Source organism: Burkholderia sp. MS389 (assembly GCF_016899425.1).
Classification (GTDB): Bacteria; Pseudomonadota; Gammaproteobacteria; order Burkholderiales; family Burkholderiaceae; genus Burkholderia; species Burkholderia sola.
The window spans coordinates 1,696,231-1,719,353 of sequence record NZ_CP045994.1 but is presented as its reverse complement, the minus strand read 5'-3'; the positions used below and the strand labels follow the sequence as shown (position 1 = coordinate 1,719,353).

The following is a 23,123-nucleotide window of genomic DNA, read 5'->3' as shown; positions in this document are numbered from 1 at the left end:
GCTCGCCGGCTCGTGTCGACGGCCGCCCGTCCATCGACGCAGGCGACATGTCGGGATTCCGATTCCGTTTGCACGCATCACGCGCCATCGCGCCGACGCCGGTCAATTGCATACGTTGACGGTACCGCTGGTCGTGCATTGACCGACGGCCGCGTGACTCTGCCCGGCCAGACGAGGCGCGACGCCGATGCCGCGAATCGGCGCGGCCGGCGGCGACGATGCGGGAACGGTCGTCGACGCGGTTTCGGGCGACGGGTGCACGGGCGTCGGCCCGGACGCGGTCTGGCAGGCGGCAAGCGCCAGACAAAGCGCGAATGCCAGCGGAAAAATGGCGAATCTGGACATGGTCGTGGGCGCGTTCGCGCGATTCGGTTGGGGAAACGGCTCGCGGTCAGATCTGCGGCAGATCGCGCAACGTGCGCGACTCGCTCGTTGCATCGATGTCGAGCTCGATGCCTTCCGACGCATCGCGATACAGCACGCGTTTCAGCCTGGGCCCGATTGCGGTGGTGTCCGAGGCCGAGAAGATCGCGCGGACATCGTTACCGGACGCAAGCGCGCGCGCCACGTCCGCCACCGGTGCCTCGCGGGGCGTCGCCGCCCACGAGCGATCGGCCGGGTTCACGGCCGCCCAGCGCACGTGCGTCACGCGCGCGCTGAGCGGATCGATTCGGACACCATTCACCGCGAACGTCGACATCGGCATCTCCCTTGAATTTTTGCGGCCGGCCGCATGCATGCGGCGCGCTGCGAACAGCCCGGATCCCGCGGGCGCGGCGCACACGGCCCGCGATCGGGTGCGCGGCTCCGGCCAACGCGATTTTCGATGATACATTGGGACGCTTTGCAACCGTCAACAGACAATCGTGTACGGGAGAAACACATGAGCGACGCCTGGGGAACCTTCCCTGCCAGAATGGGCGACCATCAGGCTTTCATCAGCTTCAATCACGGCTTTGCGGAAATCGCCGAAGGCGATCCGCGCACGTCGCTGCTCAGCGTGCGCGTCCCCTTTGCACATCCGTCGCCCGAAGGTCTGCCGACCGGCGACGAATTCGCCGATCTCGCGAAGATCGAGGATCTGCTCGACGCCGCGATCGTCGCGAAAGGCGGCGTGCAGGTCGGCCGCATCACCGTCGACGGCAACCGGGATTTTCTTTTCTACGTGCCGTTCGACGAAGAGGCGGCCGCGGAGATCGTCGACTCGCTGGCCGACCAGACGACCTATGCGCTTCAGTATGCCCATCAGGACGACCCCGACAAGACGACATACTGGCAGACGCTCTACCCGACCGACGACGACTGGCAGATCATGCGCGACATGCGCACGCTGGACGCGCTGCGGCAGCAAGGCGACGCGCCGGACGTGAGCCGGCGCGTGATGCACTGGGCGTACTTCCCCGACCCGAGCGACGCGCACCAGTTCGCGGACTGGGCCGAAGCGAAAGGCTATCCGGTCGAATCGGTCGCGCCGACCGAGGACGGCAAGTCGGCGGTGCGGTTTTCGCACGAAGGCACGATGGCGCTCGCCGACGTCACGCGCCACACGGTCGCGCTCAATCGCGAGGTGCGCGCGCTCGGCGGCAACTATGACGGATGGGAAACCAGCGTCGAACAGGCGGGCTGAGCGGAGCGCGATGCCCGTGACGCGCGATGTGACGTGACGCAAAAAACATCCCGGCAGCGCTGTGACGCGCCGCCGGGACAAGGCATCGCCGGCAAGGACCGGCGATGGGCCTGAGGGTTCGCTCAGGCACGAGGAAAGCAATTCGTCCGGATCGGGCGAACGGATGTCGGGGGCGAACGTGTGCCGTCGCGCAGCCCGCCGAACGCCTGTCCGATTCCGCCGACGCAATCTTCCGGCGTCGGGGGGCAAAAAGCCCCCGCTCCTGCACGAGCGAGCGGGGAAACGGTTGACCGGGCCGGGGAAGAACGGTCAACCGGTCAAATTGTGATCGCGGGCTGCGCGACGGTCTGTGCGGCAACTCACCCTTTAGTGACAACGCGACGGCAACCGGCATGCGCGCGTGCCGGCGAATACCATCGTGATTCAAGCGCGAGGAACCGGCCGACCGCGTTCGGTTTTTCATTCCAGCCTTTTATTTCTTTTTAATTCAAATCTCGTTTTCAGACCCGCGGCAGTTTCCGGTAAGTCGCAGATATTGTCAAAGCAGGATTATTCTATTTTTTTGCGCAATGCGATTTCCATCTCATTTTTATGTGCGGAATTTCTTGCGCGCAATGATCTACGTCACGAAAACACGCGTTCGTCGCTACAACGCACCACTGGAAAACCAGTCGACCGTCCTATCGATCCAGTCGAGATTGCCGGCGATTTCAATAGCGACGCCGCCGACGATTTCGGCTGTCGACAGATCTGCCGCCACCACGCCGGTTGCCACCGCGCGCGCCTTCGCAATCTCGGCCGAGGCAACGGACCTCGGATCGGCCAGCCGCGCCAGCCAGTCGACGATATTGGCGCGCGCGTCCGCCTCATCGGCGAAATCGTTCCGCTCGAGAAAACGATCGAACACGATCCACCCGAGCGTCTTGCTGCGTACCTCGGACTCGAGTTGCCTGTCGACAACGGCGGTACGGCCGGACTCCGTGATTTCGAGCGTTGCCGTGAAGCGGTAATCGAGATGGTCGATCTCGAGTTTCGACGACTTGGCCTCTCCGTTCAATGTGCCCTCTCAGTTTTCGTGATGCCCGGTGCGTGACGCATGCTTCGCCACACAGTATGAATCTTGCGAGAATTTCGCGCAGCGCTTCATTCTCGCTGGCCGTATCGCGATATTGTTGCGGCCCGTCGATATGGGCCGTCAACGGATGGCCGCCCCCATTCCTTTTGCAGATTGAGCCGCAAGTCGCTCTGTTTTCCTATTTTTGGTCTCGACCTGCTGCGCAGCCGTCCGCGCTGCTAAACTCGGATCACAAAGACCGCTTGCGCTACCAGAGGAAATAATGACGCTCGCTCACGCACGACAAAGCGGCGTAGATGTCTGGATCGTCCAGCTTCCCGGGCACGTTCCCTATGCCTACACGCACCTCAAGCGGGTATTCTCGTCCGACGACTCTCGCCATCGGGTCGTGACGATCGACCTGAGTAAACTGCTCGCCTGCGCCGACCGGGACACCACCGACTATGTGTTGCCGTCGGTCCAGTACTGGGCCCCTGGAAAAGCCGCGGGCATTCGCGAATTTCTCGATCCGGGCCAGGACCGGATTCCGGACATGCCGTTCATCACGTTTCGCGAGACGAGAACGCGAACGTTGCTCGGCATTCCCGGCCTGTCGAAAATCGGCGTCGCATCGTTCCGTAACGGCCAGCATCGCGCGCGCTATCTCGCCTATGCCGGCGCGACGATCTTGCCCGTCGAAATTCACGAGACCGAAGCCGATTTGCTTGTGCGGTATTGCGGCGAGTGAGGGCAAAGCCCGTTCGGCTTTCACCCGGCGCTTCCCTAGCAGCCAGGCGCAATTGCACTCGCTTGCCGCCGCTCGCATCGATGCCGGCCGGCGTTCAAGCGTGGATTGCGTAAATCCGGTCGGTGACTTGCGTCTGGCCGATGCGACACGTTTCGACACCGGCCAATTGCCAGCCGTTGTGTTCGTAGAACCCGATCGCACGCACGTTGCCCTCGAGTACCTGCAGATGGACCTTGTCCACGCCGATCGAGCGAGCCCATGCGCGAACGGCTTCGATCATGCGCTTGCCCGTGCCGCCGCCGTGATGCGAAGGATGAACGTGCAGGCAGTCGAGCAGCACACCCAGCGCCGGATCGACGGGGCGCTCGGCGCTGACGAAGCCGACGGGCTCGCCGTTCGACTCGGCGATCAGCACGAGACCCCACTCACTCTCGTTGCGATCGAAATAGTTGCGCCACCGGATCGCATGCTCCGTCGGCACCTCGTCGGACAGATAGCTGGCCGGAAGGATGTGGCTATAGGCGGTTTGCCAGCTCAGCGTGTGCAGGCGAGCAATGTGGCTCGCGTCGGGCCGCGTCGCGGCGCGCAGTGTGACCGTGTCCGGCATCGATAGCCACTCCTCGTGTAGGTTCTCTTGATCGGCCTGTGTCGTCGCAAAATATACCGCGCTTTGCGGGATGCATTTCGCAGGGCTTGTCGGCGATCGTCGGCGAGCGCCCAAAAAAAATCCCGACACCTTCTCCGGTCGTCGGGATCGAACGGCCCTGCAAAGCATGAGGGCACGAGGAAGGTCCTACATTACACGCATGTAAGACTGTTGCGCTTTGTCGGTTTGCGCCAAGCCCTTGTTCGATTCCGCCAATCAGCCGGTTACGAGCGGCCGTAAACGAAAAAAGCCCGCTCGCGTTTAGCGCGAGCAGGCAAGAAAACGGATCAGCATTCGAGGCACGAGGGCTGTCCAGAGAAGATAACGGCACGGCGCGCGGGAACCTTAGGCGGGAAAGGAAACGGCGCGAGCATGGTACGAACGTTGTCAGCGCAACGACAAGGAAACGCGATACGAAGCAGGCCCGGGGGCCTCGTCGCCATCTCCGTCATCCACATCGGCGATGCGGGACAAGCGGCCATCCGTCGATACCACGAACGATCGCGCGCCCGATTCCGATACCTGCCCGCGTCGTCTCATTCGAGGTCTCATATTCGGTAGCGAAGTCATATCGCCGGGACGACTCGATTTATGCAACCGCTCTTTTGACGCGCGCGAGGCCGAAATGGCGCCGTGGTTGATTCGCTGAATACGGGAATGCCACTTCGTTAAAGAAGCCGGGACCAAGACACGCATTAGCTGTGTCCGAACGCCAGAAAGCAAAAAGCCCGGTTCAATGAACCGGGCTTTTTGCTTGAATTTGTTGGGGTGGCTGATGGGACTCGAACCCACGACGACAGGAATCACAATCCTGGACTCTACCAACTGAGCTACAGCCACCACTGATACTGCTTGCTTCGTTTCGCTGTTTTGTTTCAGCAGCGAAGAACAAGATTATACGAACACTTTTGAATCTTGCAAAGCCTTTTTTTCAAAAAATTCTTCGGCTTCGTTCAGATGCGCGCGTGCCTCGTCGAACACGGCCAGATCGCCGCGTGCGAGCTTCTTGTTGTCGGACAGCACGCGACGCCAGCCACGCGCGCCCGGCATGCCGCGATACAACCCGAGTGCGTGCCGCACGATCGCGCCGAGGTAGGTGCCGCGCTTCAGCTCGGCCGCGCAATACGCGATCAGTTGCGCTTCGGCCGCTTCGCGCGTCGGCACCGCCGCGCTCGATCCGTAGAAGCGCGCATCGACCTCCGCCAGCACGTACGGGTTGTGATACGCCTCGCGGCCGAGCATCACGCCGTCGACATGCTCCAGATGCTGCGCGACTTCATCGAGCGTCGTGATGCCACCATTGATCACGATCTCCAGCGACGGAAAATCGCGCTTCAACCGATACGCATAGTCGTACTTGAGCGGCGGGATCTCGCGATTCTCCTTCGGCGACAGCCCCTTCAGGATCGCGTTGCGGGCATGCACGACGAACGTTTCGCAACCGGCCTCGGCCACCGTGCCGACGAAGTCGCGCACGAACGCGTAGTCCTCGACCGCATCGACGCCGATCCGGTGCTTGACCGTGACCGGCACCGACACCGCATCGCGCATCGCCTTCACGCAGTCGGCGACGAGCTGCGGCTCGTTCATCAGGCATGCACCGAACGCGCCGCGTTGCACGCGCTCGGATGGGCAACCGCAATTCAAGTTGATTTCGTCGTAGCCCCACTGCTCGCCGAGCTTCGCCGCGCGCGCGAGGTCGTCCCGCTCGCTGCCGCCGAGTTGCAGCGCGACCGGCGATTCGCTCGGCGTGAACGCAAGATGCCGCTGGGCATCGCCGAACAGCAGCGCGCCCGTCGTGATCATCTCCGTATACAGCCACGTATTGCGCGTCAGCGTGCGGTGGAACGACCGGCAATGGCGGTCGGTCCAGTCGAGCATTGGCGCGACCGATACACGGCGGGGAGGAAGCGAGGACGAAACGGACATGGAATTCGGGTACAGGCCAGGCGGCGCGGAAACAACCGGGTATTTTACCGCAATCCCGGCCATGCCCGCCCGACACGCGCGCTACCGGTCGCCCAGCTCCGCATCGACCGCCCGGCGCGCCTCGTCGAACACGCGCTCGATCACGTGCCGCTCGGTCAACAGCATCCCGTCGACCTTGACCAGCCGCCAGTCGATCCGCACGGTATCGCCTCGCAGCACGCGGTAATGCGCATGCTCGCCGTCCCAGACCTGCTCGGTCTTCACCTCGATCTCGAAGCCGCGGTACGGCTCGCTGAAATCGCCGAGGTCGCTGCCTCTCGGTTCCATCGCGCGCTCAATCGTATTCGTCTGACAAAAATGACCGGCCATCGGCCGTCAGGTCGACCCGGTCGGCCGTCGCCTGATAGATCAGCCCGTCGTTCAGCAATGCGTAGATAACGTCATTGAACGCGGCGGGAACCGGCCGGCTGTCGCCGAACTGGTCGATCCATTTCAGCGCCTCGATGGCTTCGGGGGAAAGGATGGGGGTCATGCGTTCGCCTCCGGCATCGGTGTCGTTCCATCCTAGCACTTCGTCCGGCAGTCGAATACCGAGGCAAACGCGCTCCACGAATGCAATGCGGCGCCGCCGGGCACGTTGCCTGCCCGGCGGCGCCGCACCGACGCGCGACCCACGCGCTCAGAGACGCGCGATCGAGACTTCCGTCGACTTCACGAGCGCGACGACTTCGGCGCCGACCTTCAGTTCGAGTTCGTCCACCGAACGGGTGGTGATCACCGACGTGACGATGCCGAACGGCGTCTCGACGTCGACTTCGGAGACCACGGACCCGCGAATGATCTCCTTGACCTTGCCCTTGAACTGGTTACGTACGTTGATTGCGGTGATGCTCATCGGGATGATCGCTCCGAAGAAAAAGTCTCAGAACGGGCGGCCGGAGCCGCCCGGCATTAAACGGCCCAGCGGATCTGCCCGACCGGTCGAACCTTGTCTGCTTCATGCTGCGTGTCTTGATCGACCGCGCCGGGGCCGCCGGCGAGCACGCGTTTCAGCACGCGATCCTCGAGTGCCGCGAAGGCCGCCGACGCGCGGGCACGCGGCCGGTCGAGCGGCACCGGCTGGTCGAGCGCCACCCGCCCCTGCTCGATCAGCAGGATGCGGTCGCCGAGCGCGACGGCTTCCTGCACGTCGTGCGTGACGAGCAGCGCGGTGAATCGATGTTCGCGCCACAGGCGCTCGATCAGCGCGTGCATTTCGATGCGGGTCAGCGCATCGAGTGCGCCGAGCGGCTCGTCGAGCAGCAGCAGTTGCGGCCGGTGCACGAGCGCACGGGCCAGTGCGACGCGCTGCCGCTGCCCGCCCGACAGTTGCGCGGGCCAGTCGTTCGCGCGTTCCAGCAGCCCGACTTCGTCGAGCACCGCGCGGGCCCGGTCGCGCGCGCCGCGGCCGAGGCCCAGCATCACGTTCTGCAGCACGGTCTTCCACGGCAGCAGGCGCGCGTCCTGGTACATGATCCGCGTATCGAGCGCGCCGCCGCCGTCGCCGTGCGTCACGAGCGCGCCGCTGCTCGGCTGCTCGAGTCCCGCGACGAGACGCAGCAGCGTCGATTTCCCGCAGCCGCTGCGGCCGACGATCGCGACGAAGCTGCCGCGCGCGATGTTCAGCTCGACGTTGTCGAGCACCGTGCGGGCGCCGAAGCGCTTGCTGACGCCCGACAGCGTGACCGCGTCGTCGGATGCCGGACCGCCCGCGCGCCGCCGCGCGAGCGGCACGACCGATGCGCCGCCGTCACGTTCGAGGATGGCCGCATCGCGCGCATCGCCGTCCGCGACGCGGGCCTGCGCCAGCTCGGCCTCGAGGTCTGCGCCGGCGAGCGGGCCGTAGGCGGCCGCCGAAGTCGTCGCATTCATGCCTTTGCTCCTGATTGATAGGCGGGGTGCCAGCGCAGCGTCACGCGCTCGATCCATTTCGCCAGCACATCGGCCAGCTTGCCGAGCACCGCGTACAGCAGGATGCCGACCACCACCACGTCGGTTTGCAGGAATTCCCGCGCGTTCATCGTCATGTAGCCGATGCCCGACTGCGCGGAGATCGTTTCCGCGACGATCAGCATCACCCACATCAGCCCGAGCGCGAAACGCACGCCGACGAGAATCGACGGCAGCGCGCCCGGCAGGATCACGTCGCGGTACAGCGCGAAGCCGCGCACGCCGTAACTCTTCGCCATCTCGATCAGGTTCGCGTCGACCGAGCGGATCCCGTGATACGTATTGATGTAGACGGGGAAGAACACGCCGAGCGCGACGAGGAACAGCTTCGCCTTCTCGTCGATGCCGAACCACAGGATCACGAGCGGAATCATCGCGAGCGCCGGGATGTTGCGGATCATCTGGATCGTCGAGTCGAGCGCGACCTCGGCGGCCTTCGACAGCCCGGTCGCAAGCCCCAGCGCGAGGCCGACGCCGCCGCCGATCGCGAAGCCGAACAGCGCGCGCCACGTGCTCACTTTCACGTTCGCCCACATTTCGCCCGACGTCACGAGCGACCAGGCCGCGCGCACGACCGCCACCGGCTCGGGCAGCACGCGGGTCGACAGCCAGCCGGTGCGCGCACCGACTTCCCACACCACCAGCAACGCGAGCGGCACGAGCCACGGCGCGACGCCGCGCCATGCGCGGGCGGCCACGGCGACGCCCGTCTTCGACGTTTTCGTTGTCATCGCAAGCCTCCGTCGCTCAGCTCTGGCTCGTCTTCGGCAGATAGTTGTTGCCGACGATCTCGCCGAACGGCCCCGACAACGGACCGGCCGCCTTCTCGACACCCTGGCCCTTGATCAGCGGGAACACGAGTTCCGCGAACCGATACGACTCCTCGAGGTGCGGATAGCCGGACAGGATGAACGTCTCGATACCGAGATCCGCGTATTCGCGCATGCGTTCGGCGACCTGCTCGGGATTGCCGACGAGCGCCGTGCCGGCGCCGCCGCGCACCAGCCCCACGCCGGCCCACAGGTTCGGATAGACCTCGAGCGCCTCGCGGCCGCCGCGCTTGCCGCCGTGCAGCGCGGCCATCCGGCGCTGGCCTTCCGAATCCATGTTCGCGAACGCCTTCTGCGCCCGCGCGATCGTGTCGTCGTCGAGCCGGCTGATCAGCCGCTCGGCGTCGCGCCATGCTTCGTCCTCGGTCTCGCGCACGATCACGTGCAGGCGGATGCCGAACTTGATCTTGCGGCCGCGCGCGTCGGCACGGGCGCGGATGTCGGCGATCTTCTTCGCGACGGCCTCGGGCGGCTCGCCCCAGGTCAGGTAGGTATCGATGTGATCGGCGGCAATCGCGTGAGCGGCCGGCGACGAGCCGCCGAACCACAGCGGCGGATGCGGATGCTGCACCGGCGGATAAAGCGCCTTGCCGCCTTTCGACTGCAGGTGCTTGCCGATGTAGTCGAATCCGCCGTTGTCGTGCGACGCGGTCAGCAGCCCGCGCCAGATGTTCAGGAAATCGTCGGTGATCTCGTAGCGCGTGTCGTGATCGGCGAACAGGCCGTCGCCTTCGAGCTCGGCCGCATCGCCGCCCGTGACGACGTTGATCAGCAGGCGGCCGCCCGACAGGCGGTCGAACGTCGCGGCCATCCGCGCGGCCAGCCCCGGCGAAGCGATGCCGGGACGCACGGCGACCAGGAACTTCAGACGCTGCGTCGCCGGAATCAGGCTCGACGCGACGACCCACGCATCCTCGCAGGAACGGCCGGTCGGCAGCAGCACGCCGTCGTAGCCGAGCGTGTCGGCCGCCACGGCGACCTGCTTGAAGTAATCGTAGTCCGCGGCTCGCGCGCCTTCGGCCGTGCCGAGATAGCGGCTGTCGCCATGCGTGGGGATAAACCAGAACACATTCATCTGCTGCTCCTGCTTGACTGTCACTGCCGAAATTTGAAAAAGACATCGCCCTGCTCGCGTCGCGGATGAGCGACGCATGCATGGTGTGCATTCGAATCGGGATGGCTCGCCGGTCAGGCCGTGCCGCGGACGAGGACGCGATTGCACGGCTGTTTCTGGGAAATCAGTCTAGGGACCGGTACAGGGCTTTGGAACGATTTTTTTGAGCTTAGGTTTTCCGCTTTCGTGATTAGCACGACGCTGGAGCGAATATCGCCGCGGCCGGGCCCTATAATGGCGCACCTATCCGAATAACTCCGCGCGCCCGGCCCCGGCCGTGCGCGCCTGCGGTGCACTCATCGATGCAGAAAGTCATCCTGCCCTTCCTGTCCGGCTTCCTGGCCGCACTGTTCTTCCGCGAGGCCACGCTCGCCCTCCTTCACACGGCCGACCTGATCGCCGCAACCGGCTTCTCGACACAACCGTTCGCGCCGCTCGGCATTCCTGAATTTGTCGCGAATGCGCTGATCAGCGCGTGCTGCGCGATTCCGATGGCGTGGTTGTTGCGCGTGTCGCCGGAACGCGAAGCATCGTGGATCGGCGCACTCGTGTTCGGCGGCATCGTGCTGACGGCGGCTCGCGTGTTCGCGATCGATCCGCTGCGCGGCATCTGGCCGTCGGGCAACATGATGCCCGTGCTCGCGGCCGGCTTCGCGGCCAATGCGGTGTGGGGTTTCGGCGCGCTCGTGTTCATGCGCGCGTTCATGTCGGACGACGCGGGCGACGAATAACGCCGCGGCGCGGGCGACGCGCCCTTCAGGACCGGCCGACTTCCATGAAAAAGGCCGCGTGCATCGTGCACGCGGCCTTTTCGTTTCCGTGTCGCGCGTCGATCGGCTCGCGCGGGTCAGCCTGATCGACGTCAGTCCTTCAGCTCGCGCAGCGGATGCGCGTCGGGCGCCCACGGGCTGTCGAACATCGCGAGCACGTCGGCGCGCCGGACGTCGGCAGCCGACTTGAAACGCCACACGGGCTGGTGATCCTTGTCGACGATCAGCGCGCGCACGCCTTCGATCACGTCGCCGCGCGCGAAGGTCGAGCGCGTGAGATCGAGATCGCGCCGCAGGCAATCGGCCATCGTCGCGCCGCGCGCGCGTTCGACGACTTCGAGCGACACGGCCATCGACAGCGGCGACAACTGCTCGCGCGTCGCGTGGGTCGCCTTCTCGACCCACCCGTCGACCGCCGCGCAATCCTGCTCGGCGTCGAGCGACGCGAGGATCGCGTTGATGTCCGGCTGCGCGAAATGCCGGTCGATCCCGGCACGCGCATCGGCGAGCGCCGACGTGTCGGGCGTCGGCACGACCTTGTGCGCGGCTGCCGCATGTTTCACGCATGCGACGGCCTGCGCGCCGCTGTCGATGCGCGCGGTACGCAGCGTGTCGAGCAGCGCCGGCAGCGCGGCGTCGGGCAGATAGACGTCGGCGAGTTGCGCGTACAGCGCACCGGCCGCGTCGAGCGTCGCGCCGGTCACCGCGAGATAGCGGCCGATCGCGCCGGGCGTGCGCGCGAGAAACCAGCTCATCCCGACGTCCGGGAACAGGCCGATGCGCGTTTCGGGCATCGCCATCTTCGTCGAGTCGGTCACGACGCGCAGGCCGCCCGTATGCCGCGCCGCCTGCGATATCCCCATGCCGCCGCCCATCACGACGCCGTGCATCAGCGCGATGTACGGCTTCGGATACGTGAAGATCGCATGGTTCAGCGTGTATTCGTCGATGAAGAACGTGTCGACCGCATCGCGGTCGCCGCGCCGCCACGCGTCGTGGAAGAAGCGCACGTCGCCGCCCGCGCAGAATGCGCGCGGATGCGGGCTGTGCACGACGACCGCGACGACGTCGGGATCGTCGCGCCACGCGTCGAGCGCCTGCTGCATCAGCCGGATCATGCCGACCGACAGCGCATTCAGCGCCTTCGGCCGGTTCAGTTCGAGAAAGCCGATGCGGTTCGCGACGTACGCGCGCACGTCGGGCTGGGCGGATTCGGCGGAAACGGCGGCGGGAGTGGAATCGGTCATGACGGTCATCCGGCAAACGGCAGTCGCACGCTCAGTGCGCCTGCATCTTCGAGAACAGGTTCAGCACCACGACGCCCGCGATGATCAGCCCGAGACCGATCACCGCCGGCACGTCCGGCACCTGGCGATAGAGCAGCATCGCGACGAGCGTGATCAGCACGATGCCGGCGCCCGACCAGACGGCATAGATGATGCCGACGGGCATCGTGCGCAACGTGAGCGACAGGCAGTAGAACGCGACGCCGTAACCGGCGACGACGAGCACCGACGGCCAGAGGCGCGTGAAGCCGTCCGCCGCGCGCAGCGCGGACGTGCCGATCACTTCCGCGACGATCGCGATCGCGAGCCATGCGTAACCGGGCAGTTGCATCGCTCAGCTCCTTGCGAGGGCCAGTACCGCGTAGTCGTGACCGAGTTCCGCACACAGCGCCTCGACGACGAACTCGTGGTCCGCGCGCTGCGGCAGCCCGGACGCGGTGATCGAGCCGATCACGCCGGCGCCGGCGACGGTCAGCGGAAACGAACCGCCGTGCGACGCATAGTCGGCGGCCGGCAGCCCGTGCTTGTCCGCGAGCGTCGCGCCGGCCTGCTGCATGCGCAGGCCGATCGCGTAAGAACTGCGGCGAAAATGCGCGACGACGTTGCGCTTGCGGCGCACCCAGTCGGCGTTGTCGGGCGTCGCGCCGGCGAGCGCCGCGTAGAACAGCGGCTGGCCGAACGTGACGATGTCGATCGCGATCGCATGGCCGCGCGACGTCGCGAGCGCGTGCATCCGGTTGCCGAGCGCCCACGCGCGGGCCGGGTCGAAATGGGGAAACACGAGCGCCTGTTCCTGCGCGCCGATCGATTGCAGATCGTGAGCGATATCCATGAATCCGTCGATGCAGTAATGAGAATTGCAGCGGCGCCGATGCGATCGCGCAGCGCCGCTGCCGGGATGGCGACACAAACCGCTCGATTCTAGCGCACGTGCCACCGCGTACCGGCCCCACCAGCGCCTGCCATGCGGTTGTCAGAAAACACTTGCACGCATCTGGGTTAGCCCATATAATTCATTTCTTCGACGGACGCGGGGTGGAGCAGTCTGGCAGCTCGTCGGGCTCATAACCCGAAGGTCGTAGGTTCAAATCCTACCCCCGCAACCAACCGTCCAGAATGTCGCAAAAAGCCCGGCCTCGCGCCGGGCTTTTTGTTTTCGCGCGTCCGGACGCCGCGCCCTCTTCGCGCACGCGCGCGCCGTTTCGCCCGACACGCCGCCGCATGCGCAGGCGTTCAAGAATGCCGCGGGCCGGTGATACACTCGCATCACCTCGTCCCTTCCACTCGACATGAAATTCTGCTCCGTCTGCGGTCACGAAGTCCTCGCGCGCATTCCGCCTGGCGACAACCGTGAACGCTTCGTCTGCGATCACTGCGGCACGATCCACTATCAGAATCCGCGCAACGTCGTCGGCACGGTGCCGGTCTGGGGCGACCAGATCCTGCTGTGCCGCCGTGCGATCGAACCGCGCTACGGATTCTGGACGCTGCCGGCGGGTTTCATGGAAATGGGCGAGACGACCGCGGAAGCCGCCGCGCGCGAAACGCTCGAGGAAGCCGGCGCGCGCGTCGAGGTGCAGAACCTGTTCACGCTGCTCAACGTGCCGCACGTGCATCAAGTCCATCTGTTCTACCTCGCGCGGCTCACCGATCCGGGTTTCGAAGCCGGCGAGGAAAGCCTCGAAGTGAAACTGTTCGACGAAGCCGACATTCCGTGGGACGAGATCGCGTTCCCGACCGTCAGCCAGACGCTGCGCTTCTTCTTCGCCGATCGCGCAGCCGGCGACTACGGCGTGCACACCGGCGATATCTTCCGCTCGCTGCGCAACGGCTGAGCCCCCACCCATGGTTCCCTGGCTCGGCCCGGACGATCCGTTTCCGTCCATCGAACGCGCGCTCGGCCCCGCGACCGGCGCGCCCGGGCTGCTCGCCGCGAGCGCCGACCTGCTGCCGTCGCGCCTCATCGACGCGTACCGGCGCGGCATCTTCCCGTGGTACTCGGACGGCCAGCCGGTGCTGTGGTGGAGCCCCGACCCTCGCATGATCCTGGTGCCGGCCGAATTCAAGGTGTCGCCGTCGCTGCGCAAGACGCTGAAGCGCGTGCTGCGCACGCCGGAATGGGAAGTGCGCGTCGATCACGACTTTCCCGGCGTGATGCGCGCGTGCGCGCAGGCGCCGCGCCGCGGGCAGCGCGGCACCTGGATCACCGCCGAGATCATCGACGCCTATACGTCGCTCTACCGCTCCGGCAACGCGCACAGCATCGAAACGTGGCACGACGGGCGCCGCGTCGGCGGCCTCTATGGCGTGTCGTTCGGCCGGATGTTTTTCGGCGAATCGATGTATGCGGACGTGACCGATGCATCGAAAATCGCGCTGGCCGCGCTCGTCGCGCACCTTCGCGAGCAGGGGTTGGAAATGATAGACTGCCAGCAGAATACGTCGCATCTAGCGTCGCTCGGCGGCCGCGAGATCGCACGCCAGGCCTTTGTCGCTCACGTGCGCCGCGCGGCAGCCGAACCGCCGATTCCGTGGCAGTTCGACAAGCGCGTGCTCGCCGCGCTGACGAGCCCCGCCGAAACGGCGGCGCCCACCGGGAGCGAGCGCTAGCGCGGCACTCCTTCCCTGCATCGAGAGCTGCCCATGACTCACCCGACTGAGCTGCCGCTTTCACCGCTTTCGGCGTTGCAATTCTATGCAACGGCGCCCTATCCGTGCAGCTATCTGGACGGTCGCATCGCACGCTCGCAAGTCGCGACGCCGAGCCACCTGATCAATTCCGACATCTACACCGAACTCGTGAAGGCCGGCTTCCGCCGCTCGGGCGTCTTCACGTACCGTCCGTACTGCGACGGCTGCCGCGCATGCGTGCCGGTGCGCGTGCCGGTCGGCGAGTTCGCGCCGACGCGCACGCAGCGCAGGATGTGGAAGCGGCACCGCACGCTGGTCGCGACGGTGTCGCCGCTGCACTACGACGAAGAGCACTACGCGCTCTACATGCGCTACCAGTCCGCGCGCCACGCGGGCGGCGGCATGGATCGCGACAGTCGCGACCAGTACGAACAGTTCCTGCTGCAAAGCCGGATCAACTCGCGCCTCGTCGAATTCCGCGACCTCGACGCACCGGGCGGCGAACCCGGCAAGCTGCGGATGGTCAGCATGATCGACATCCTCGGCGACGGGCTGTCGTCGGTCTATACGTTCTTCGAGCCCGACGACCGGCACACGAGCTACGGCACCTACAACATCCTGTGGCAGATCGAGCAGGCGAAGAGCCTCGGGCTGCCCTACGTGTACCTCGGCTACTGGATCCGCGAGAGCCCGAAGATGGCCTATAAGGCGAACTTCCATCCGCTCGAAGGGCTGATCGACGGCCGCTGGAAGACGCTCGATCCGGAACGGATCGACCTGCCGCCCGTCGACGCGGCGCTGGCGCGCGCGCCGTTGCCGGGCGGACATTCCGGCTCGGGCTGACGCGCGTCGCGGCGGCTACGAAGCGAAGCACGCCCGTGCCGCGCAACTCCCGGTAAAATAGCGGGTTGTCATTCATTTCGGCCGTCCGCCCCATTCCCGTGTTCAGTTCCCTCTACCCGCTGGCCCGCGCATCCCTGTTCAAAATGGATGCGGAAGACGCTCACCACCTTACGCTGCGCGCGCTCGGCGCGGCCGGACGCACGGGCCTCGCCTGCGCGCTGTCGGCCCGCGTGCCCGACGCGCCGCGCACCGTGATGGGGCTCACGTTCCGCAACCCGGTCGGCCTCGCGGCCGGCCTCGACAAGGACGGCGCGGCCATCGACGGCCTCGCGGCGCTCGGCTTCGGCTTCATCGAGGTCGGCACGGTCACGCCGCGCCCGCAGCCCGGCAACCCGCGCCCGCGGATGTTCCGGCTGCCGCAGGCCGAAGCGCTGATCAACCGAATGGGCTTCAACAACCACGGCGTCGACCAGTTCGTGAAGAACGTGCAGGCCGCCCGCTATCGCGGCATCCTCGGCCTGAACATCGGCAAGAACGCCGACACGCCGATCGAACGCGCGGCCGAGGATTACCTGTACTGCCTCGAGCGCGTGTACCCGTTCGCGAGCTACGTGACGATCAACATCTCGTCGCCGAACACGAAGAACCTGCGCCAGTTGCAGGGCGCGGGCGAGCTCGACGCGCTGCTCGCCGCGCTGAAGGACAAGCAGCAGCGCCTCGCCGACCTGCACGGCAAGCTCGTGCCGCTCGCGCTGAAGATCGCGCCCGATCTCGACGACGAGCAGGTCAAGGAAATCGGCGACACGCTGCTGCGCCACAAGATCGAAGCGGTGATCGCCACCAATACGACGCTGTCGCGCGCGGCGGTCCAGGGCCTGCCGCACGCGGACGAAGCCGGCGGCCTGTCGGGCCGCCCGGTGTTCGACGCGTCGAACGAGGTGATCCGCAAGCTGCACGCCGAAGTCGGCAACGACGTGCCGATCATTGGCGTCGGCGGCATTTTCTCGGGCGAGGATGCCCGTGCGAAGCTCGCGGCCGGCGCGGCGCTCGTCCAGCTCTATACCGGCTTCATCTATCGCGGCCCGGCGCTCGTGTCCGAATGCGTGAAGGCGATCGCCCGCGAACGCACCGCGTAATATAGCCATAAACAAACTTTATTTAGATATCAATAGCATTTTTGCTATCATCGCTTCACGATCAGAATCATTGACCCGGACAGGGCAAGGACACACACGATGAAATTTTCGCTGTTGAAGAAGCTGCTGGTTGCCGGCGTGATCGGCACGTCGTTCGCTGTGGCAACCGCCCACGCGGCCGACCTCCTCGACCAGGTCAAGCAGCGCGGCACGCTGCGCGTCGGCCTCGAAGGCACGTTCCCGCCGTTCAACTCGAAGAACCCGCAAGGCGAACTCGTCGGCTTCGACGTCGACATCGCGAAGGCCGTCGCCGCGAAGCTCGGCGTGAAGGCCGAGTTCGTGACGACCGAATGGAGCGGCATCATCGCGGGCCTGCAGGCGGGCAAGTTCGACGTGATCGCCAACCAGGTCGGCATCACCGACAAGCGCAAGGAAACGCTCGACTTCTCGCCTGCATACACATTCTCGTCCGCGCAGCTGATCCAGCGCAAGGACGACACGCGCGAGTTCAAGTCGCTGGAAGACCTGAAGGGCAAGAAGCTCGGCGTCGCGCTCGGCACCAACTACATGGACATGGCGAAATCGGTGCCCGGCATCGACGTGAAGACGTACCCGGGCGCGCCCGAGTACCTGCGCGATCTCGCGGCCGGCCGCCTCGACGCGGCGCTCAACGACCGCCTGATGCTCGCGTACCTGACGAAGAACTCGCAGTTGCCGCTGCGCCCGGGCGCGAACGTCGGTTCGGCGAACCCGTCGGGTATCCCGTTCAAGAAGGGCAACCCGAAGCTCCAGAAGGCGATCGACGACGCGATGACGCAGCTCGAGGCCGACGGCACGTTCACGAAGATCTCCGACAAGTGGTTCGGCATCGACGTGACGAAACCGATCAAGTAAGCACGCCTGCATTTCCCGCCTGACGGCGGGCCGGAAAGGGCGGCATCCGCAACGATGCCGCCCTTTGTTTTATCGGTCCGGTTTATGATTGCGCTTTCGCGCACGCATTCGCTTCGTATTCCATGTCGACAACGTCCCTGCTCGTCCAATCGCTGCCGGTGCTCGCCCAGGGTGCCGTACTGACCGTCAAGTTCGCCGTGCTGTCGATGGTGTTCGGCCTGCTTGGCGCCGTCGTGCTCGCGATGATGGGCATCCGGCAAAGCGAAGCGCTCGACGGCTTCGAGCGCATCTGGGTCAACGCGCTCGCGTGGCTGGCGCGCGCGTACGTGAGCCTGATGCGCGGCACGCCGCTGCTCGTGCAGATCTTCGTGATCTATTACGGGCTGCCGAGCCTCGGCATCTCGCTCGACCCGACGCCGGCCGGCGTGATCGCACTGTCCGCGAACGTCGCGGCCTACATGTCGGAAAGCATGCGCGGCGCGATCAACGGGATCGCGCGCGGCCAATGGCTCGCCGCATACAGCCTCGGGCTGTCGTGGGGCCAGACGCTGCGCTACGTGATCGGCCCGCAGGCGCTGCGCATCGCGGTGCCGAGCCTGTCGAACAGCCTGATCAGCCTGATCAAGGACACGTCGCTCGTGTCGGTGATCACCGTGACCGAACTGCTGCGCAGCGCGCAGGAAGTGATCGCGGCGACCTATCAGCCGCTGCCGCTCTATCTCGCCGCCGCGGCCGTGTACTGGATCCTGTGCCAGATTCTCGAATGGGTGCAGCGCTGGTACGAAAAGCGCCTGTCGCTGCCGTCGCGGCACTGAGCCGCGCAGTTACGCCGGGCCGCGCTCGCGGGCCCGGCGCCTTCCTTCCCGCCTGTTTCGTCCATTCCGCCTATTCGCCCGAATAACGCACGCCGAGCACGGCGCGCGCCGCATCGGTCATCGCAATCATCTGCCGCGAATGGTCGTGCGTCATGATCGGGCTTTCGGTCTCGCCCGCGCGCAGCAGGTCGCAGAAATGCGCGGTTTCGTAGTTCAGCCCGCCGCCCGCGGCCGGTGCGTCGAGTTCGACGGTGCGCCCGTCCGCATAGCGGATCGTCGCACGCTCGGGGTTCCACCACTTCTCGTGAATCGTCACGTGGCCGCCGGCCGCGGCGATCAGCGCGTCGCCGCGCCCCATCACGTCGAGCCCGCAAAAGAGCTGCGCGATCCCGCCGTTCGCATGCACGCTGTTCAGGCTTGCGAACAGGTCGACACCGGTCGCACCGACGCGGCCGAGCGTCTGTACGTCGCGCGCCGCGCCGAGCCAGTCGACAGCGAGAAACGCCTCGTAGATGCCGATGTCGAGCAACGCGCCGCCTGCGCGATCGAGCCGATAGACGGAATGGTCGTCCGGCACCGACGACGATGCGCAGCCCGCCCGCACGAGCCGGATCTCGCCGATCGGATCGTCACGCAGGTGCGCACGCAGTTGACGATACAGCGGGAAGAATGGCGGCTTCATCGCCTCCATGAAGAGCCGCCCGGCATCGCGCGCCGCGTCCAGCACCGTGTCGAGTTGCGCGGCGTTCAGCGCCGCGGGTTTCTCGCACAGCACGGCCTTGCCGGCAGCCAGGGCGGCCAGCGTGTACCGCGCGTGACTGTCATGGAGCGTCGCGATGTAGACCGCGTCGATTTCGTCGCTCGCGAGGAGCGCGTCGAGGCGCGCGGCAGGCGTGCCGCCGTATGCCCCGCAGAAGGCGGCAGCCGCGTCGGCGCGGCGCGCCCAGACGCCGGTGAGCGTGGCGCCCGGCACGTGTGCGAGGCTTTGCGCGAAGCGGCGCGCAATGCTGCCTGCACCGACGATGCCGAAGCGCACCGGGCGATGGTCGTTGTCGTTCATCCTGATCTTCCGTGTCGGTCGTATGACGGTGGCCGGCACGCTGCCGGCCGGCCGTCATGATAAACGGCCCGGCGGCACGAGGATGAGCGACATGCGCCGCGTCAGGCGCGCACCGGCACGTCGACCGAGAAATCGCGCGAAATCTCGTCCGCGCTGAAATCGATCAGCGCGAGCGACGCCGCTTCGGCTTCGCGCGGGTCGCGCCGCTCGATCGCATCGACGACGCGCGCATGCGCCTTCACCGCGGTGTCGTGCGCGCCCTCCTTCTGCACGACGCGCGGGTTCACGAGACGCACAGCGCCGCGCACGATCGCCGCCATCTGCTGGAAGAACTGGTTGCCGCTCGCCTGGACGATCCGCGTATGCAGCAACTCGTCCGCCGTGTCGTAGCCGGCGTCGCCCGGCTGCAGCACCTTGAACGCATCGAACGCTTCGCGAATGCCCGCGATGTCGGCCGCCGTCGCACGCACCGCCGCCTGCGCGGTCGCACGTGGCTCGATCAGCATCCGGAATTCGATGACGTCGCGCATGAACTGCGGATCGGGTTTTGCCCGAAAGCGCCAGCTCACAACGTCCTCGTCGATCATCCGCCAGTCGCGCATCGGCCGCACGCGCGTCCCGACTTTCGGACGCACGTCGAGCATGTCGCGCGCAAGCAACATCGACAACGCTTCCCGCATCACCGTGCGGCTCACATCGAACTCTTTCGACAGCACGTCCTGCGGCGGCAAGATGCCGCCGTACTTGTCCTCGACGATACCCGCGACAAGCCCATCCATCACTTTGGCGACCAGTGACCGGTCTTTGCCCTGCTCCATGACACCTCCCCGTGCGTCGATTTGCGAACACCTGCTCCGCAGTTCCGCCGGCCCTGGTTACTACTCTGTTCTTATGATCTATAAGTTGATGAGTTCGACGATATTTCGCTATCTGGTAAACACCTGACAGGGTTATCCCTCTTTTGAACGAGGTGATTTATACGGCTAAAAAAAAGGCCCGGGAAGCGCGCCGCGCCTGCCGGACCCCGGTTTCCACAAGATTTAACCATCCGATCCATGACGGCCGATACCGCACCGTTACGGACTGCTTCTCATTCAGTTTCAGCCAGCCGGATAAACGATCGTTTCGACGCCGTTTTCCGTGCCGAGCAAGCACAGATTCGCGCCGCGTTCGGCGAACAGGCCAACCGTCACGACGCCCGGCCATGCGTTCAGCTGCGCTTCGAAACCGCGCGGATCGGCGATCTGCAGGCCCTTCACGTCGATGATCTCGTTACCGTTATCGGTGATGTAGGGCGCGCCGTCCTTCGTCACGCGCAGCACGGGCACGCCGCCGAGCGCGGTCACGCGCCGGCCGATCGCGGTGCGCGCCATCGGCACGACCTCGATCGGCAGCGGGAACGCGCCGAGCACCGGCACGCGCTTGCTGGCGTCGGCGATGCAGACGAACGTGTCGGCCACCGACGCGACGATCTTCTCGCGCGTCAGCGCGCCGCCGCCGCCCTTGATCATCGCGCCGCCTGCGTCGATTTCGTCGGCGCCGTCGACGTACACCTGAAGCGACTCGATCTCGTTCAGGTCGAACACCTTGATGCCATGCGATTTCAGGCGTTCGGTCGTGGCGACCGAGCTCGACACGGCGCCGCGATAGCGCGATTTGACGGCGGCGAGCGCGTCGATGAAGCAGTTGGCGGTCGAGCCGGTGCCGACACCGATCACGGCGCCTTCCGGCACGTTCTGGATCACGTAATCGGCGGCGGCCTGGCCGACGAGGCGTTTGAGTTCGTCTTGAGTCATGGCGTGGTAATGCTGCGGGATTGCGGAAAACTGCCAGTTTACCGGAGTCGGCGGACGCCTCCGCGTTTTTCGGCGTGCGATACGCCGCGTAGTCAGCGCGTGTCGGCCGCCGGTGCGGGGGCCGCCGCTTGCGTGCCGGGGAAGTACTTGTCGAGCAGCGCCTGCGCGATCGCGTCGCTTTCCGCGTCCGGATTGCCCGCGTAATCGGACGGCCGGAAATGCATCTGGAACGCCGCGAACACGCGTTGCGTGCGCGTGTCGAGCACGCCGTCGGTCGGCACGTCGTAGCCGTAGCGCGCGAGCTTGAACTGCAGGTCGCGCACGTCGACCGGCGCGTGCGGGTCGCGGCCGCCGAGCCGCGCGGCGACGGTCGCGTCGTCCGGCCATGCGCCGACGCCGGCTTGCGCGAGCGCATGCCACGGGAACAGCGGACCGGGATCGATCTTGCGTTGCGGCGCGATGTCGCTGTGCCCGACCACGCGCGTCGGCGCAATCCCGTAGCGCGCGACGATGTCCTTCGACAGACGGATCAGCGCGTCGACCTGCTCGGGCGGATACGGCTGCCAGGTACGCTGCTGCGCGTCGAGCGGGCCGCGGTTCACGTTCTCGATGCCGATCGACACCGCGTTCAGCTCGGTCGTGCGCTGCCACTCGCTGACGCCCGCGTGCCACGCGCGCCGCGCTTCCGGAACGAGCTGGTAGACGACGGGCATCCCGCGCTCGGTGCGCGGCTGCGGCGGGATGACGTAGTGCACGCTGACCGACTCGCCGGTCAGCGTGCGCAGCGATTTCGTCTCGTCGCTTTCGGTGTAATGCATCACGAGAAAGCGGATCCGCGAATCGGCGCCGCGCGCGTGCAGGCTCGTGTCGGCGTAGTAGGTGCCGCGTTCGACGAGCGACGGCGACGTGCAGGCTGCGAGCAGGCCGAGCACGGCGCAGGAGACGCCAACACGAAACAGGGTCATCGGTCGCGGGTTCCGCAGAGCCGCGTGCCGCGTTGCATCGCGGCGCGCGTCGTTCGGGTCATTCGACGCCCGCGCATCGCGCGCGGGACGGGGCAGCCCCGGGCTCAGCCCTTCACGCGCCGCTGGCGCACGGCTTCGTACAGGCACACGCCGCTGGCGACCGACACGTTCAGGCTTTCGACGCTGCCGGCCATCGGGATGCTCATCACTTCGTCGCAGGTGTCGCGCGTGAGCCGGCGCATGCCTTCGCCTTCCGCGCCCATCACGAGCGCGACGGGGCCGTCGAGCTTCGTGTCGTAGAGCGTCGCCGACGCCTCGTCCGACGTGCCGATGATCCACACGCCGGCCTCCTTCAGCTCGCGCAGCGCGCGGGCGAGGTTCGTCACCGTGATGTACGGCACCGTATCGGCCGCGCCGCTCGCCACCTTGGCCGCGGTCGCGTTCAGGCCGACCGCCCGGTCGCGCGGCGCGATCACCGCGTGCGCGCCGGCCGAATCGGCGACCCGCAGGCATGCGCCGAGGTTGTGCGGATCGGTGACGCCGTCGAGCACGAGCAGCAGCGCGGGCCCGTTGATCCCGTCGAGCAGCTCGGACAGGTTCTGCGCGAGCGGCATGTCCTCGACGCGCGCGACGACGCCCTGGTGGCGCTCGGTATGCGCGAGGCCCCACAGGCGCGTTTCGTCGGCCGCGATCAGCCGCACGCCCGCTTCCTTCGCGGTGTGCAGGAAGTCCTGCATGCGGCGGTCGCGGCGCGTCTGGTCGTACAGCACCTCCGCCACCGTCGATGCATCGTGCCGCAAACGTGCGGTCACCGCATGAAAACCGTAAAGAACCTTCAGACGTGACATGACTGGAACAACCTTCGATCAAACGTGCGGCCGCGCGACGTGCGCGGCCGCGATCCATGGAAAAGGAAAGCGCCGCGTGGCCGGCCGATGACCGGTGACGCGGCGTCTCTCGATACTGCGGGGCGTGCGCGTACGCCGCCCC

Annotated in this window: 28 protein-coding genes and 2 tRNA genes; 10 read left to right on the top strand and 20 right to left on the bottom strand. The window is 66.2% G+C overall.

What is annotated here, in order from left to right:
* Positions 1–102: 102 nt before the first annotated feature.
* Both GJG85_RS08010 and GJG85_RS08005 read right to left on the bottom strand, forming a co-directional pair.
* Positions 103–345 carry a hypothetical protein gene (locus GJG85_RS08010; protein ID WP_089488407.1) on the bottom strand — a complete coding sequence of 81 codons (243 nt, stop codon included), beginning with the start codon at positions 343–345 and terminating at the stop codon, positions 103–105.
* Positions 346–391: 46 nt separating this feature from the next.
* Positions 392–700, bottom strand: a complete 309-nt coding sequence (locus tag GJG85_RS08005; RefSeq protein ID WP_011545327.1) for a hypothetical protein — start codon at positions 698–700, stop codon at positions 392–394.
* Between the two features lie 183 nt (positions 701–883).
* Here GJG85_RS08005 and GJG85_RS08000 point away from each other — a divergent pair, with 183 nt between their 5' ends.
* A complete protein-coding gene (locus tag GJG85_RS08000; protein ID WP_050012562.1) occupies positions 884–1,627 on the top strand; it encodes a DUF695 domain-containing protein in 744 nt (247 codons plus the stop codon).
* A gap of 646 nt (positions 1,628–2,273) precedes the next feature.
* On the opposite strand, the gene GJG85_RS07995 is transcribed toward GJG85_RS08000, so the two are convergent.
* A complete protein-coding gene (locus GJG85_RS07995; protein ID WP_050012561.1) occupies positions 2,274–2,684 on the bottom strand; it encodes a hypothetical protein in 411 nt (136 codons plus the stop codon).
* A 280-nt stretch (positions 2,685–2,964) separates the two neighbouring features.
* Between GJG85_RS07995 and GJG85_RS07990 the strand changes: the two genes are divergently transcribed.
* Positions 2,965–3,429, top strand: coding sequence for a hypothetical protein (locus GJG85_RS07990; RefSeq protein WP_050012560.1), 465 nt, complete (start codon positions 2,965–2,967; stop codon positions 3,427–3,429).
* A 94-nt stretch (positions 3,430–3,523) separates the two neighbouring features.
* Here GJG85_RS07990 and GJG85_RS07985 read toward each other — a convergent pair whose 3' ends face one another.
* From GJG85_RS07985 to ssuD, 9 genes are all read right to left on the bottom strand, one after another.
* Positions 3,524–4,036: a GNAT family N-acetyltransferase gene (locus tag GJG85_RS07985; protein ID WP_050012559.1), complete on the bottom strand. Its 513-nt coding sequence runs from the start codon at positions 4,034–4,036 to the stop codon at positions 3,524–3,526.
* An 803-nt stretch (positions 4,037–4,839) separates the two neighbouring features.
* A tRNA-His gene (locus GJG85_RS07980) sits at positions 4,840–4,915 on the bottom strand.
* A gap of 54 nt (positions 4,916–4,969) precedes the next feature.
* Positions 4,970–5,956, bottom strand: a complete 987-nt coding sequence (gene dusA / locus GJG85_RS07975) for a tRNA dihydrouridine(20/20a) synthase DusA (protein WP_239468935.1) — start codon at positions 5,954–5,956, stop codon at positions 4,970–4,972.
* A gap of 129 nt (positions 5,957–6,085) precedes the next feature.
* Positions 6,086–6,331: a hypothetical protein gene (locus GJG85_RS07970; protein ID WP_050012557.1), complete on the bottom strand. Its 246-nt coding sequence runs from the start codon at positions 6,329–6,331 to the stop codon at positions 6,086–6,088.
* Between the two features lie 7 nt (positions 6,332–6,338).
* Positions 6,339–6,536 carry a hypothetical protein gene (locus GJG85_RS07965; protein ID WP_050012556.1) on the bottom strand — a complete coding sequence of 66 codons (198 nt, stop codon included), beginning with the start codon at positions 6,534–6,536 and terminating at the stop codon, positions 6,339–6,341.
* Positions 6,537–6,683: 147 nt separating this feature from the next.
* A complete protein-coding gene (locus tag GJG85_RS07960; protein ID WP_006476104.1) occupies positions 6,684–6,899 on the bottom strand; it encodes a TOBE domain-containing protein in 216 nt (71 codons plus the stop codon).
* 56 nt (positions 6,900–6,955) lie between these two features.
* Complete coding sequence (locus GJG85_RS07955) at positions 6,956–7,915, bottom strand: ATP-binding cassette domain-containing protein (protein ID WP_050012555.1); 960 nt, start codon at positions 7,913–7,915, stop codon at positions 6,956–6,958.
* Positions 7,912–8,724, bottom strand: a complete 813-nt coding sequence (gene ssuC / locus GJG85_RS07950) for an aliphatic sulfonate ABC transporter permease SsuC (protein ID WP_050012554.1) — start codon at positions 8,722–8,724, stop codon at positions 7,912–7,914. The genes GJG85_RS07955 and ssuC overlap by 4 nt, the downstream gene beginning before the upstream one ends.
* A 16-nt stretch (positions 8,725–8,740) precedes the next feature.
* Positions 8,741–9,898, bottom strand: a complete 1,158-nt coding sequence (gene ssuD, locus GJG85_RS07945) for an FMNH2-dependent alkanesulfonate monooxygenase (RefSeq protein WP_050012553.1) — start codon at positions 9,896–9,898, stop codon at positions 8,741–8,743.
* 341 nt (positions 9,899–10,239) lie between these two features.
* Here ssuD and GJG85_RS07940 point away from each other — a divergent pair, with 341 nt between their 5' ends.
* On the top strand, positions 10,240–10,668 hold the full coding sequence (locus GJG85_RS07940) for a hypothetical protein (RefSeq protein WP_006484223.1): 429 nt from the start codon (positions 10,240–10,242) through the stop codon (positions 10,666–10,668).
* A 131-nt stretch (positions 10,669–10,799) separates the two neighbouring features.
* Here the strand turns inward: GJG85_RS07940 and GJG85_RS07935 are convergent, their stop codons facing one another.
* The 3 genes from GJG85_RS07935 to GJG85_RS07925 are packed head-to-tail and all read right to left on the bottom strand — an operon-like array spanning position 10,800 to position 12,825.
* Entirely contained in the window at positions 10,800–11,954 is a 1,155-nt protein-coding gene (locus GJG85_RS07935) for an enoyl-CoA hydratase/isomerase family protein (protein ID WP_050012689.1), read from the bottom strand.
* A 31-nt stretch (positions 11,955–11,985) separates the two neighbouring features.
* Positions 11,986–12,324: a multidrug efflux SMR transporter gene (locus GJG85_RS07930; protein WP_011545307.1), complete on the bottom strand. Its 339-nt coding sequence runs from the start codon at positions 12,322–12,324 to the stop codon at positions 11,986–11,988.
* A 3-nt stretch (positions 12,325–12,327) separates the two neighbouring features.
* Positions 12,328–12,825 carry a heme-degrading domain-containing protein gene (locus tag GJG85_RS07925; RefSeq protein WP_069621415.1) on the bottom strand — a complete coding sequence of 166 codons (498 nt, stop codon included), beginning with the start codon at positions 12,823–12,825 and terminating at the stop codon, positions 12,328–12,330.
* 197 nt (positions 12,826–13,022) lie between these two features.
* Between GJG85_RS07925 and GJG85_RS07920 the strand changes: the two genes are divergently transcribed.
* From GJG85_RS07920 to GJG85_RS07890, 7 genes are all read left to right on the top strand, one after another.
* A tRNA-Met gene (locus tag GJG85_RS07920) sits at positions 13,023–13,099 on the top strand.
* 183 nt (positions 13,100–13,282) lie between these two features.
* Positions 13,283–13,828, top strand: a complete 546-nt coding sequence (locus GJG85_RS07915) for an NUDIX hydrolase (protein WP_006476111.1) — start codon at positions 13,283–13,285, stop codon at positions 13,826–13,828.
* 10 nt (positions 13,829–13,838) lie between these two features.
* The gene (gene aat, locus GJG85_RS07910) at positions 13,839–14,603 is read left to right on the top strand and encodes a leucyl/phenylalanyl-tRNA--protein transferase (RefSeq protein ID WP_050012551.1); all 765 of its coding nucleotides are present in this window, start codon (positions 13,839–13,841) and stop codon (positions 14,601–14,603) included.
* A gap of 33 nt (positions 14,604–14,636) precedes the next feature.
* Positions 14,637–15,467 (top strand): arginyltransferase, encoded by an 831-nt coding sequence (locus GJG85_RS07905; RefSeq protein ID WP_050012550.1) that lies wholly within the window; start codon positions 14,637–14,639, stop codon positions 15,465–15,467.
* Positions 15,468–15,565: 98 nt separating this feature from the next.
* Positions 15,566–16,603 carry a quinone-dependent dihydroorotate dehydrogenase gene (locus GJG85_RS07900; protein ID WP_012492588.1) on the top strand — a complete coding sequence of 346 codons (1,038 nt, stop codon included), beginning with the start codon at positions 15,566–15,568 and terminating at the stop codon, positions 16,601–16,603.
* 99 nt (positions 16,604–16,702) lie between these two features.
* The gene (locus GJG85_RS07895) at positions 16,703–17,497 is read left to right on the top strand and encodes a cystine ABC transporter substrate-binding protein (RefSeq protein WP_204383829.1); all 795 of its coding nucleotides are present in this window, start codon (positions 16,703–16,705) and stop codon (positions 17,495–17,497) included.
* Positions 17,498–17,619: 122 nt separating this feature from the next.
* Entirely contained in the window at positions 17,620–18,312 is a 693-nt protein-coding gene (locus GJG85_RS07890; RefSeq protein ID WP_006484207.1) for an amino acid ABC transporter permease, read from the top strand.
* A 70-nt stretch (positions 18,313–18,382) separates the two neighbouring features.
* On the opposite strand, the gene GJG85_RS07885 is transcribed toward GJG85_RS07890, so the two are convergent.
* The 5 genes from GJG85_RS07885 to rlmB all read right to left on the bottom strand — a co-directional run bounded on the left by GJG85_RS07885 (position 18,383) and on the right by rlmB (position 22,981).
* Positions 18,383–19,372 (bottom strand): Gfo/Idh/MocA family oxidoreductase, encoded by a 990-nt coding sequence (locus GJG85_RS07885; protein ID WP_089488405.1) that lies wholly within the window; start codon positions 19,370–19,372, stop codon positions 18,383–18,385.
* 101 nt (positions 19,373–19,473) lie between these two features.
* A complete protein-coding gene (locus GJG85_RS07880; RefSeq protein ID WP_050012547.1) occupies positions 19,474–20,190 on the bottom strand; it encodes an FCD domain-containing protein in 717 nt (238 codons plus the stop codon).
* A 282-nt stretch (positions 20,191–20,472) separates the two neighbouring features.
* The gene (gene rpiA / locus GJG85_RS07875) at positions 20,473–21,168 is read right to left on the bottom strand and encodes a ribose-5-phosphate isomerase RpiA (RefSeq protein ID WP_050012546.1); all 696 of its coding nucleotides are present in this window, start codon (positions 21,166–21,168) and stop codon (positions 20,473–20,475) included.
* A gap of 92 nt (positions 21,169–21,260) precedes the next feature.
* Complete coding sequence (locus tag GJG85_RS07870; protein ID WP_050012545.1) at positions 21,261–22,133, bottom strand: N-acetylmuramoyl-L-alanine amidase; 873 nt, start codon at positions 22,131–22,133, stop codon at positions 21,261–21,263.
* 104 nt (positions 22,134–22,237) lie between these two features.
* A complete protein-coding gene (gene rlmB / locus GJG85_RS07865) occupies positions 22,238–22,981 on the bottom strand; it encodes a 23S rRNA (guanosine(2251)-2'-O)-methyltransferase RlmB (RefSeq protein WP_050012544.1) in 744 nt (247 codons plus the stop codon).
* Positions 22,982–23,123 lie beyond the last annotated feature (142 nt).